Raw genomic sequence first — 13,104 nt, forward strand, 5'->3', positions numbered from 1 at the left:
CGGGGCGGCAGTTTAGGATCCTCTAGCGGATTTTAAGGGAATCTTTTTTCAATCTATATAGTAAGCCAAAGAATTTCCCCACTTTATTCCCTACTATTTTTCGACAATAAAGCGCATCATTCTACATTGTGGATAAAGTTACTAACACTAAACCGACTGATTTTTCTATATTAATTAACAATTCCAACAGGTTACTCACATGATATCCACTGCTTTTGTTAATAAGTTTTGATTATTCTTTACTTTCGAGAAACTGACAGTCGTCAATACAATTACGACACAATGAAAGTACTCCGAAGAACGCAAACTACCTGATGCCAATAGACATTCGGCATCAGGTAGTTGAAGTGTTCTATTTAAACTTCATTATGGATCATCGCTTCAAATCGAGAAGTCTTCTGGAATGAAAACACGAAGTTGATTCGGTTTGATATATACATCTTCACCTGCTTTCACATTTAGCTCCCGGTATTTCTCTTTCGTCAATTCTGCTTCGAGAAATTGATCATTATCTTGTCGTTTAAGTTCCACTTGCACAGTGCGCCCCACGACATGTATATGGATAATTTTCGCTTTAACTGCTTCCGCATCTGTACTTTCTCGTTCAATCGTCACATCATGTGGCCTAACATAACCAATAGCCAACTTATTTTCAGCTCTTTCAAGATCTACCGAATCCAAATCGACCTGCACATTGAGTAGCTTGCCATTTTGCAAGCGCCCATGAAAAATATTCACATTTCCTAGAAAATCATACACAAATGGACTGTTTGGATGATCATAAACTTCTTCCGGGCTACCTATCTGTTCGATCTTCCCTTCATTCATAACAACAATCCGGTCCGCCACGTCAAGAGCCTCTTCCTGATCATGCGTCACAAATATACTCGTAATATGAAAATCATCATGCAATCTTCGCAACCAACGTCGCAGTTCTTTCCGCACTTTTGCATCGAGCGCACCAAATGGTTCATCAAGTAACAGTACTTTTGGTTCCACTGCAAGCGCCCGGGCTAGTGCAACACGCTGCCTTTGTCCCCCCGATAGTTGAGATGGATAACGAGTAGCAAATGCTTCTAACTTTACAAGTCCTAGTAATTCATTTACTTTCGCAGCAATTTCTTTTTTAGTTGGTCGTTCTTTTTTGGATCGTACTTTCAATCCATATGCAACATTATCAAAAACCGTCATATGTTTAAACAGGGCATAATGCTGAAAAACGAAGCCAACCTTTCGTTCTGTCGTGCGAATATGGGTCATGTCTTCCTCACCGAATAAGACAACCCCATGATCCGCTTCTTCAAGTCCTGCAATTATGCGTAGTAGCGACGTTTTGCCCGATCCAGATGGTCCAAGCAACGCCACGAGCTCTCCTGTTTTAATGTCGAGGTTAATATCTTTCAGTGCATCAAACGAACCAAACCTCTTCGACACTTCTTTTATTTGAATACTCATGTGGTAACCTCCTGTTCTATCCTTGCTGACTTGTTTTCCATTCAATGAAGTTTTTCAAAACTAGCGTAATAATCGCTAAAATGGACATAAGAGATGCAACAGCGAACGCTGCGGAAAATTGATATTCATTGTACAAAATTTCAATATGTAACGGCATCGTGTTTGTAAGACCGCGAATATGCCCCGAAACAATCGAGACAGCGCCAAATTCGCCGACTGCACGCGCATTACAAAGAATGACACCGTATAATAATCCCCACTTAATATTCGGCAGCGTGACATGCAAGAATGTTTTAAATCCACCCGCTCCAAGTGTTAAGGAGGCTTCTTCTTCCGCCGTTCCTTGCGCCTGCATAAGCGGGATCAACTCACGTGCAACAAACGGAAATGTCACAAACAATGTGGCAAGCACAATGCCCGGGACAGCGAAAAGAATTTTAATATCATTTGCAAATAAAAATTCACCGAACAACCCGTGGGCACTGAATAATAAAACAAACACGAGACCTGCAATAACTGGTGAAATTGCAAACGGCAAGTCAATCAAGGTAATTAAAAGACTCTTCCCTTTAAATTCAAACTTAGTAATTGCCCATGCAGCTGCAATTCCAAAAATCGCGTTTAGTGGCACCGTAAGTATGGCGACAAGTAATGTTAGTTTGATTGCCGATAGTGCGTCCGGGTCTGTAATTGCAGCTACATAGACGCCTGCTCCCTTTTCAAAAGCTTTTATAAAGATTGCAACAAGCGGTAATACTAGAAAAAGCAATAGAAATCCGAGTGCAATCGCAATTAGCGGAATACGAACCCAAGGCTGCTCTTCTGTAGTCCGCTTGCTCCCATTCTTACTAACCAACTGCACCTGACTCTGTTTTGCCATGGAATTCCCTCCTAATTATGAACAAATTTCCGATTAGTCCACCATTGCAATCCGTTAATAAATAACAATATAATAAATGAGAAAATGAGCATGACTGCCCCAATTGCTGTAGCAGCAGCATAATCGTATTGTTCAAGTTTTGTCATAATAATGAGCGGTGTTATCTCGGTCTTCATCGGCATATTACCCGCAATGAAGACCACCGAGCCATACTCGCCAATCGCACGGGCAAATGCTAACGCAAAACCTGTCATTGCTGCTGGCAAAATTTCTGGAACAATCACTCTAACAAACGTTTGAAAGCGATTCGCACCTAAAATAGCAGACGCCTCTTCCATTTCCCGTTCAAGATTTTGAAGAACCGGCTGCACCATTCGGACGACGAATGGCAAGCCGATAAATGTTAATGCAATCGTAATACCGAGAGGCGTAAACGCAACTTTAAACGATAAAAACTGACCAATCCAACCCTTTTCCGTATACAGTGTTGTTAATGCGATACCTGCAACAGCTGTTGGGAGTGCAAATGGTAAATCTACCAATCCATCAATTATTCGCTTGCCAGGGAACGAATAGCGAACGAGTACCCAGGCAATCAATACACCAAATAGCAGATTAATGCAGGCTGCTGCAAATGCGGTACCAAAACTTATTTTGTACGATGCAATGACGCGCGGTTCCGTTACCGTTGCCCAAAAATCTGACCACCCCATTGATGAGGTATTAATGAATATCATGGAGAGCGGAAGTAAAACGAGCAAGCTGAGATACAGCATCGTGAATCCGAGCGATAGCCCAAATCCCGGCAATATACTATGTTTCTTTAATCTCCATTTCTTCGCCATTGCTTCACCTTCACTTCTGTAGTTAACTGTTTTTAACGCCTCTAATCCTAGATATCAATTGGATTTTTTTCTTAGACACCACTACGGTAGGTAAATTTCATCGAAGGTGCCGCCGTCATTAAAGTGTTTTTCCTGGGCTTCTTTCCAACCACCGAAATCATCGTCAATTGTAACGAAGTTAATGTCAGGGAATTGATCTGCATATTTTTTTAATACCTCTGGGTCACGGGGACGATAGTAGTTTTTCGCTGCAATTTCCTGTCCAGTTTCTGTATACAGGTATTCCAGATAGGCCTGTGCGACTTCTTCTGTGCCTTTCTTCTTGACGATTTTATCCACAACTGCAACTGGCGGCTCTGCTAAAATACTGAGTGATGGGACGATAATTTCAAATTCACCTTTTCCAAGTTCATTTAACGTTAAGAAGGCTTCATTCTCCCAAGCAAGCAATACATCCCCAATACCCCGTTCAACAAAAGTTGTCGTTGAACCGCGAGCCCCAGAATCTAGTACTTCAACGTTTTTATAAAGATCGCCAACAAATTCTTTCACTTTCGTTTCATCCCCATTAAATTTCTTATTCGCATAAGCCCAAGCCGCCAAGTAATTCCAACGAGCACCGCCTGATGTTTTCGGATTTGGTGTTATAACGGAAACACCTTTTTTCGTTAAGTCATCCCAATCTTTAATGCCTTGTGGATTGCCTTTTCGAACTAGGAAAACGATCGTTGACGTGTATGGTGTTGAGTTATTTTCCAATCTAGTTTGCCAGTTTTCTGCTAGCAGGTCACGGGCGGCGGCGACTTCGTCAATATCGTAAGCAAGGGCCAGTGTGACAACGTCTGCTTCTAGACCGTCAATTACTGCTCGACCTTGTTTTCCTGATCCACCATGCGACTGCTGAATAGTCACTTCCTGTCCGGTTTCATCTTTCCAATGTGCAGCAAATTCTTTATTAAACTCCTCGTATAACTCACGCGTTGGATCGTAGGATACATTTAACAGCTCGACTGAATTCTTCTTTTCAGCAGAGGCAGTTTGATCCCCACTTTTTTCAGTACCACCACATCCTGTTAAAATCCCAACCGTTGCAGTGATGCCCACTAAAAACTTGATTATTGTCGTATTTTTCTTCATCCTATTAACCTCCACTTCTATTTTCAATTCTTTATAAGAACCCTTTTTGATTGGTTTATGATTGTATCTTCATTTGTCTTCATTGCTCAAGTTGTTGACTTTTTAAAGAAAACCGTCTCTTTTCCAGCCGATCAATGTGCTTAATTTGCGAGTCATGAATAACTATTTCCACCGATCCGCATTTGATTTCTTTCACTGACAGTACAATACACTCAATCCATTGCTCATCGATTTGTTTTTCTACCATGTGAGGCCTCCTATTTTCATTTTTAATATCTCAGCTAATGTAGTCGATTATTATAATAAAAGGCTCCAAGAAGCCTATATTCACAAGAATAATAGATTTCAAGGAGCCTTCAATCGTCTGATCAGCAGCCTTTTATATGCAGTTTTCATATCTGAGTAAACGAATTAGCCTTTTTATGGAGAGGGACGTTTAGGACATTTAAGAAGCGAAACATAACTATACTGCACAATAAAAACCTCCCATTATATTTCTTTCGTCCACATACATTCCTTACGTGGCTGACACTGTCTATGATTTTAAACAAACAAAAAGGCTCTCAACATTAAATTCGGTTGAGAGCCTTCGGTTTTCCGATCAGCTACTATCTTTTTACTATGAAAGACCAAGGGAGAGGTTCCTATACAGACTCTTTCTCTGGTTTTATTAAATTCATTTCAACGACTGGATAACTTGCTCCGAACACTAATCAGCAACGGTACCTCTTCAATAACCAAGTAACTCTATATGTTTTGTTAGATTAATAAGATTATAGCGTATCCTTTCTAATCTGTCTAGACGCATTTTTAAAATAAAGGAGTGAATTACAATTAACCCGTATAATTACAACTAATTACCTATATTTGTTAACATAAAGAATCCTCTCAACAACGCTCGGCGCTTGGGATGCCTTCGCTCAGTTTGTATAGCGAATCATTTGTTTAACATATGTTACTTAGCCAAAGTAAACCCGTAAGTGACTACTTATTTTGTGATAAAACACTAGATACCCTATGTACAGGTGCTTTTGAATCGCTTTGGACTAAACGACTACTCTACAATTATCGGGATGTTTGACTGCTTACTCCTTCTTTATAGCATTTCTTTTCGAATGGAAGACAGTGTCACTTTCTATCTGTTAGCATAAAACTCTCCTTCACACATGACTGTGGATAAAGTTATTAACATCACTCAGACCGAATTATCTGTATTTATTAACATTTCAAACAAGTTACTCACAGGATATCCACCGCTTTTGTTGATAAGTTTGATTATTCTATACTTATTATTTAATTCAACTACACCTTGCTAGTTTCTCCCAATCTATCTATCATAGAGATAGAAACTAGAATAAAGGGGCATACTTAAGATTGAAGAAATTTATACTGTTTTTCCTACTATTACTTGTAGCATTTCCAACTTTCACAGAAGCAACTGAAGCATCAACTGTCAAATCGATAAAAATTACCGAAACCACTCCTGTTTTCGATGACTACCAGAAGGTCGCTGTATTCCTAAAAGGTACTTCACACACCGTGGTAAATGAATCGAACCTTTTTTATCATACGTTCATTGGAAACGATCAAGTTAAACTCTCGAAAAAGAAAGCTGTAATTATTAAGGATCCACCGAATAACTGGAAAGCTGCACATCCAGTTCGAGCCAAGACTTCAAAGCCTGTACAAATCTTGGATCGCCCAGCAGTTAAAGCGAATAGCATTGGACACATCCAACCGAATATGACGATTAATGTACAAAGATTAAAGGGTAATTATTATCCCGTCTTAATAGGTGGTAAAACGGGGTATATACATAAGAACGAGCTGCTCATCGAACCTGGTATCCCTGTCTTGATGTATCACGATCTTGTGCGTAGTAAAACCGACCAAAATGCATCAACATTAGAAATTGCTAAGTTTAAAGAGCAGATGGACTATTTGAAGGCAAACAACTGGACGACAATCACTCCACAACAGTTAGAATCTTGGGTTGCTAAAAAGGGAACACTTCCAAAGAAGTCAGTTCTAATCACATTCGATGACGGCTACAAATCGACAATTGACTTAGCCTATCCTATTTTGAAAAATCACGGATTCCAAGCTACTTCTTTCCTGATTACAAGTCGTATCGATCGAATCAGCACGGTTTCAGAACAAGATATCATTCAGACACAGGATGTCTATTCCTATCAAAACCACACACATTTATTCCATATGTTTAATTCATTTACCAACCTAAGCCTGTTACAATATGAATCGGAACTAGCAATCTTTGAGGACATCCAAACAGCAAATGAAACCATCGAACAAATTATTGGCGGGGACTATCAAGTTATGGCCCACGCATACCCGTATGGAAAACGCAGTTTGGCGGCAATTTACGCCTTACAATCCGCCGGGATAACGAGTGCGTATACAATTGATGAGGGCAATGTCTTCCAGGGAGATTCCCTCTTCGATCTAAAACGTCAGCGCATTCACTCCAACATGAACTTAAAGCAATTTGCGGATAAATTGCAAGGAAGATAAAAATTCTCTGCTAGATGACAGCCATCAAGGACACTGTTCTTATAATAAAAAACCATGAACGCTCTCCCAACTCGCGGAGAGCGTTCATGGTTTATTTCATATATTCTGGAAGTTTACTTATACGCCAACCCGATTTCCTCACGTATTCGTACGTAATTTTAAACGTATCAAATGTGCCTGTATAACCGACGGGTACACTCACTTCAAATACGCTTTTATTCTTTTTAGCTTTCACCACTTTTGCTGTCGCCTCACTCCATTGAAGAAGCGATCCACCGTCTACCTCTACCTGCGCCAACCTCCTTTGTTGTTTAATAAAATTTTGGTCCTTCATAAACTGTTTGGCAACTTTTTTTGTCACTGACTTCTCTAGTTCGACCCTCATTTCCTTCTTCGTATCCAAGTGGCTAGCCATATAGCGGTATGTCTGACCTTTATAGTTGAACCTCTTATATTCACCTTCTATATAATTCCCACCTGCTTCCACAAGACTCGCCGTCGCTGCCCAGTTTGCAGCTATTTCCACCGCCTTTACTGAATGAACTTCGCTTTCTTTTACCTCGGCAATTCCTGATTGTTGGCACGCAGTACATAACAACAGCAATAGCGACACGCTAAATAGCCACAGCTTTTTCAATTCCATGCCACCTCTCATATATTTATAACTTTCAAGTCGTATGTATATTGAACAAATAAAAGTCTATATAATATTAGGTGGGAGGCATTCCCTAGCACCGTAGCGAATTCAACCTACATATGTTGAACAAATGAATACGGCGCATTCGCTTTACAAGGGCTTTTAGGAGGCCATTGAAAAAGTCCCAATACTTAGAACTAATTAGAATTCCCGCCAATACCGCTTGGACGCTTTGTGGATGCCTCCCGCGATAAGCCAGAAAGAAGATCGCTTTCAGTCTTATCGCTCCGGCTACCACGAAGTCGCGCCTTCGCTGAATGGTCTATGTGAGGAAGAGCATTTCATTATCTGTGAAAAAATCTGCAACCTGGAGTGCGTCTTTCCTAAATATAGTTAGTATCACATAATAATCACCTTACAATCTCGCCATATACATCTCAAATTCACATTTCTCTCGATAATGAACACTCTAGCGCAGGCGCGACAAAGGGGTCGCCGAAGCTGTAAGACTGGATGCGAAGCGCTAATTCAGGCTTATGGCAAAAGGCATCCCAAAGCGCCAAGCGTTCTACAATCCACAACGAATTACAATTCTCTCCTTATTAAGCGCTATCGTAGATTCAATGGGATTCTTTAATTCAGCATATATATAGCTGTAAGTCCTACCAATTATGTATATGCGAGTAAAGGGAGTGATACGTATTGAATTTAAGAAAAGCGCTGGAGTCTAGACAATGAAAAAACGCAATACGCTTTGAAGTCTGCGCATTGCTTTTTACTTTTCAGTGTTGTTAAATCACATGAAAGTTTCTCCACTGTCGTAATTAAATTGCCAAATAATCCCGAACTTGTCCGTTAATTGGCCGTAGGATTTGCTCCAGGGTGTCTCTTGGAGTTCCATAACTACTTCGCCGCCTTCTTTCAGTTTACTAAATGCAGATGTAATCTCTTCTAAATCCTTACTAACGATTGCGAGGCTAATGTTGTTGCCTTCAATAAATGGCATTCCAGGAAATACATCTGAAAACATAACATTGCTTCCGCTAATATTCAGACGGGAGTGCATAACAAGATCTTTCGCTTCTTCTGGAAGTGGATATTCCGGATTAGGCGGCATTTCTCCGAATGTCATTATTTTCGGGTTTTCTATTCCAAATACCTCTGCATAGAAATTCACCACTTCACGACAATTCCCATTAAAATTAAGATAAACATCAACAGCCATTACCATCACTCCTTCGATTTTTAACTAATCTTTATTGTTAAGTGTCTTGTCCCAATAGTGTAACACTTCTTTTGTTTCGGTGTCATGCGAGGTACTTTCACGCGGTCAAATCGTAAACCGCTCCGACAACTTGATTACCGAATAGTGTCACTATATATGTTTATCAAATGAATACGGCGTATGCGCTTTACAAGGGCTTTTGGGCGGCCGCTGAAAAAATCCCGATACTTGGAACGAATTAGGATTCCCACTAATACCGCTTCGACGCTTTGTGGATGCCTCCCGCGATAAGCCAGAAAGAAGATCGCTTTCAGTCTTATCGCTCCGGCTACCACGAAGTCGCGCCTTCGCTGGATGGTCTTATTTGAAAAAGCGCATTTCATTATCTGTGATGGAATCTGCAACCTAGAGTGCGGATTTCTTGAATATAATTTTATATGTTGAATCCGGTATATATACTGAGCGAAGGCACCTTAACAGGGGTAGCCAACCGAACAACGAAGAGTTCGGTTTGTATAATTTCTGCGTTCTTTGCAGAAATTATACAGTTAATGCCAAGAGGTTATTCCAGATAGGTTAAAGAATACCTCACCTGGCTTATGGCGAGAGGCATCCCCTAGCGCCGTAGCGGTTCAATGGAATTCTTTATTTCAATTTATATAGTATCAACTAGTTGATTGTAGTGAAGAGCGGCGACTCCAGCGGGAACAGCGCGAGCTGAAGACCCCGCTGGAAGAGCCGTTACGAAGAACGGCTTTTGCGAGCAAAAGCGCTAGCGTTGGGAGCACGGGGCAAGAATGCCTTAATTTCTGCCAAGAACGCAGAAATACGGCAAATCGAACCCTTTACTGTTCGATTGGCTGAAGCCGTGCCCGCGGAAAGCGTCCGCTCGGAACGGAAATCAACGGGATTGAAGGAAATCGTACTTTTTCAGTGCCCTCCGAATTATAACTCTCTCCTTATTAAGCGCTACAGTAGATTCAATGGGATTCTTTAATTCAACATATATGGTTTTTTCTTTTTTTAATAAAGAAGTGTCACTTTCAATAAGACATCACATGAATTAGGTCCATAATCTTTACTAAAAGTATGAAAGGAACGCATTATACAACTTGCAAGAGTGCCCGAAATTGCATCTTCGGGCACTTACACACTACATAGAATGTCATCTATTTTTTCTTCCAAAACTACTGCATTTTTCACTTGAATAGTTAGCCGAAAATAGTCCAGTGAAAATCAAGGTCATCAAGCCCTTCTCACCAGAATTTTATGCAAATAAATGGTTAATCAACAGACCGGAATGAAACATTAAAAAGCAGCATCCCCGAACCTATAACTAGTTCGGAGATGCTACTTTTTATCCGTTCATCATTCACAGTTTGCCTACCATCCACCCATTCAACACATCAACAATTAAAGAACCTTCTAAAAGAAAAAGGTAGATCGAAAAAGCAATTCCAAAAATGACAATATAGGCGAGGACGCAGTACAGCGGATCAATCCCCTCTTCTGCTTTGGTCAGTAATTTTATCAGAATATACAGCGGTATGATAAAAAATGCAAATAGGAGTGCAAACGATAGAAGAAAGTTACTGTAGGTGTACGCTTTTAATAGGAGCAAAATAAAGGATATCAATACGAGGAATGTGGATGGAATAAGATGCGTTCCGTAAATGCCAGCGATACTTTTGAATGAGTGTTCAGAACCGAGAAACTTAATCGTTAGGAACAATGATGCGATAATAATTGCTGTGCTGATAAACACAAATAATAAAGAACTACCAATCACTGAGGTAAATGACAGTTCGTGCGAAGCTTCAAGAAATGACGATGCAACACGTTTCATGGAGGTAAATAAAAATAAGCCAATAATAAATGCCATGGTTACTATATTTATTATGCCATTCAAAAACTCCTTTTCACCTTGTTTAAGCGCCAGAGAAGGTTGCCTCAAATAGTTCAAGAAATAGTTCCAGTACATTTTAGATGCATTTTTAACCTTTTCGATGTATTCATTTGATTGTTGGTTATATCTTGCAGATGACCGATTTCTTGTTTGCTCCCCTTCAATCAGAATGTCGCCCAAAACCACGCCACAAACCGCACAGAATTTACCTTCACTTTGTTCATGTCCGCAATTTATGCAGTGCAATCCATGCCCTCCCATTCTTAGTCATTAATAAAATTCACTTTTCACTAATTACCACACAGCAACTTGATTATTCTACTCTATTCCTTCAACCCGTACTTATATTCTTAAAAACCTATTTTTAATGCAATTACCGAAATAACTTAAAGGGATTCGCCTAATCAGGACAGATAGAATGCATATTACTCAAATATTCATGTTTATTCTGTTTGTTTTAGATTAGACATAATAACTATTTCACACCAAAATTCATCAGAAATCCAAAAAAATGTTTCGACAAAATCTGCGTTTTTAACATCTGTGGATAAAGTTGCTAACGTTATACCCACCATTCCCTATGTATCCGTAGCCATTACAAACATATTAACCACAGCTTATCCACCGTCAACTGTGGATAAAGGAACAGTTGTTCTTAATCCGAATCTTTGGTAGATTAAGAGTACAACCTTGTTACATATCATCTTATGCATACACATTTCAATATAGTACACATAATCTATAATCTATACGATTGGAGGTGGAACCCCAGATGAGTAAATTACCTGATGACTTGTTGATTGAATCCTATTTCAAGGCAAAAGACATCAAACTATGCCCTCACTTTATTCAATTGTTAGAAGCGGAAATTCGTCGACGCTCTTTACACTATGAAGTTCAACTTTCTTCTTGATTTTACAATTTTTTTAAAATGAATTTCATATTCCAAGAAAAAAAGCACCAGGTTTCACCCAACTTTATATTTCTTAAAGTCGACGAAAACCCGGTGCTTATTTAATTAACCGATACCTCTAAGTATACACCTTGTTTCATCGGTTTATTTTGCATATTTTTATAAAGCGGATGAATCACAAGTACATATCTACTTCCCGCTATCAATGGTTTATTCGGAACAACCGTAATTGTAGTTGCATTCACAGCCTTTATAGAAGCCCCGATCTCTTGTCCTCCCAATTGGATAAGTTGAACCGTTTTTTTATCGATGTTTTTCCAATTCATTGTTGTATTCATTTCAACCGTAAACTTCTTGCTGACGGGGACATTCACAAGTTCAGGAAGCTGTTTGTATCCCATCAGCTTTTTAAGTAACTGATCATGATGGGACACTTCGAGCTCAGCCTCTTTTTTGGTTATGACATCCGGCTTAATACCCACTTTATCCACTGATTGTCCGCCCGGCGAATAAAATCTTGCAGTCGTCATTTTCAACACACTGCCATCATCAAATCCATACATCGCTTGCATCGTACCTTTACCGTAGCTCGTTTGACCGTATAAAGTAGCCGTCTTTTGCTCTTTCACTGTTGCAGAGACCATTTCCGAAGCACTCGCACTGTATTCATTAATCAAAACATGCGTTGGTCCGTTAAACTTTCTTGGTTGAATAGTCGACGGATAAGTCATCGGCTTACTGTTCTTTTCCCTTAATTGAAACGCGTTGACTGTATTTGGAAAGAATCCCGCAATGTCCTGTGCAGCCGTTATGTAACCGCCGCCGTTGTTACGCAAATCAACAATCCATCCATCTGCTCCGTTTAAAGATTGAATTGCTTTGTTCATTTCTTTCGAGGATTCCATCGCAAAACTGTTCAGTCGAATATAGGCAATATTGCCGCCAAGCATTTCATATTCAACATTCGGCAGCGTAATCTCTTCCCGCGTAATTTTTTTGGTGATAGGGTCTCGTTGGCCAATCCGGTTAATCGTTACCGTAACCACTGTTTTTTCTTCTCCGCTAATTAACGATATCGCAGTCTGAATTGACTTCCCTACGATGCTTTTCCCATTTACATGTGTAATCACATCACCCGGTTGTATTTCCGCTCTCGCTGCAGGCCCTTCCGGAATAACCGAAATGACTTTAACACCTTTCAAATCCTCTTCTAGCACAACACCAATTCCAACTATCCGCTGCTCAATCCCATTTACGAATCCTTGGTACTCCTTCGCACTCATATAGACGGAATGGGGATCGAGATGCTTTGTAATCTCCTTAACTGTGCCCTTAGACAACACCGATTCCGGCACGTCATCGACATAGAAATCACGCACCAATTGCCGGATTTCATCAAGCGGTTCTACTGACGCGGAAGTTACCTGTGGAAGTAATACGAATAGCATGGCAAATAACAACACAAATGATTTCAGGCTTATCTTCACGCTGATTAATCCCTCCTATTAATTTCAACTTTCTTCTATTATACGCTTTTCATTGATGGGCTCCAAGTTAGATTAAAAGTATTCGGA

At 40.0% G+C, this 13,104-nt stretch carries 11 protein-coding genes; 2 read left to right on the forward strand and 9 right to left on the reverse strand.

All coding sequences use genetic code 11. From position 1 onward, the window contains the following. Positions 1-381 precede the first annotated feature (381 nt). From H7992_RS19795 to H7992_RS19815, 5 genes are all read right to left on the reverse strand, one after another. The gene (locus H7992_RS19795; RefSeq protein ID WP_187045712.1) at positions 382-1,455 is read right to left on the reverse strand and encodes a sulfate/molybdate ABC transporter ATP-binding protein; all 1,074 of its coding nucleotides are present in this window, start codon (positions 1,453-1,455) and stop codon (positions 382-384) included. Between the two features lie 16 nt (positions 1,456-1,471). Beyond that, positions 1,472-2,335, reverse strand: coding sequence for a sulfate ABC transporter permease subunit CysW (gene cysW / locus H7992_RS19800; protein ID WP_187045713.1), 864 nt, complete (start codon positions 2,333-2,335; stop codon positions 1,472-1,474). An 11-nt stretch (positions 2,336-2,346) separates the two neighbouring features. Beyond that, positions 2,347-3,180 (reverse strand): sulfate ABC transporter permease subunit CysT, encoded by an 834-nt coding sequence (gene cysT, locus H7992_RS19805; RefSeq protein WP_187045714.1) that lies wholly within the window; start codon positions 3,178-3,180, stop codon positions 2,347-2,349. Between the two features lie 81 nt (positions 3,181-3,261). Beyond that, positions 3,262-4,317, reverse strand: a complete 1,056-nt coding sequence (locus tag H7992_RS19810) for a sulfate ABC transporter substrate-binding protein (protein WP_067212406.1) — start codon at positions 4,315-4,317, stop codon at positions 3,262-3,264. 79 nt (positions 4,318-4,396) lie between these two features. Continuing rightward, entirely contained in the window at positions 4,397-4,564 is a 168-nt protein-coding gene (locus H7992_RS19815; RefSeq protein ID WP_082786694.1) for a YezD family protein, read from the reverse strand. 1,127 nt (positions 4,565-5,691) lie between these two features. Here H7992_RS19815 and H7992_RS19820 point away from each other — a divergent pair. Further along, complete coding sequence (locus H7992_RS19820; RefSeq protein ID WP_187045715.1) at positions 5,692-6,849, forward strand: polysaccharide deacetylase family protein; 1,158 nt, start codon at positions 5,692-5,694, stop codon at positions 6,847-6,849. Positions 6,850-6,940: 91 nt separating this feature from the next. Here H7992_RS19820 and H7992_RS19825 read toward each other — a convergent pair whose 3' ends face one another. The 3 genes from H7992_RS19825 to H7992_RS19835 all read right to left on the reverse strand — a co-directional run bounded on the left by H7992_RS19825 (position 6,941) and on the right by H7992_RS19835 (position 10,863). Next, positions 6,941-7,486 (reverse strand): DL-endopeptidase inhibitor IseA family protein, encoded by a 546-nt coding sequence (locus H7992_RS19825; RefSeq protein ID WP_187045716.1) that lies wholly within the window; start codon positions 7,484-7,486, stop codon positions 6,941-6,943. Positions 7,487-8,282: 796 nt separating this feature from the next. Further along, positions 8,283-8,711 carry a VOC family protein gene (locus H7992_RS19830; RefSeq protein WP_187045717.1) on the reverse strand — a complete coding sequence of 143 codons (429 nt, stop codon included), beginning with the start codon at positions 8,709-8,711 and terminating at the stop codon, positions 8,283-8,285. Positions 8,712-10,083: 1,372 nt separating this feature from the next. Next, complete coding sequence (locus H7992_RS19835) at positions 10,084-10,863, reverse strand: DUF6574 domain-containing protein (protein WP_187045718.1); 780 nt, start codon at positions 10,861-10,863, stop codon at positions 10,084-10,086. Positions 10,864-11,389: 526 nt separating this feature from the next. On the opposite strand from H7992_RS19835, the gene H7992_RS19840 reads away from it, so the two are divergent. Further along, the gene (locus tag H7992_RS19840) at positions 11,390-11,530 is read left to right on the forward strand and encodes a sporulation histidine kinase inhibitor Sda (protein ID WP_067212419.1); all 141 of its coding nucleotides are present in this window, start codon (positions 11,390-11,392) and stop codon (positions 11,528-11,530) included. Positions 11,531-11,631: 101 nt separating this feature from the next. Here H7992_RS19840 and H7992_RS19845 read toward each other — a convergent pair whose 3' ends face one another. Next, a complete protein-coding gene (locus tag H7992_RS19845) occupies positions 11,632-13,017 on the reverse strand; it encodes a S41 family peptidase (protein ID WP_255428490.1) in 1,386 nt (461 codons plus the stop codon). Positions 13,018-13,104: the final 87 nt, after the last annotated feature.

Source organism: Sporosarcina sp. resist (assembly GCF_014302295.1).
Lineage (GTDB): Bacteria > Bacillota > Bacilli > Bacillales_A > Planococcaceae > Sporosarcina > Sporosarcina psychrophila.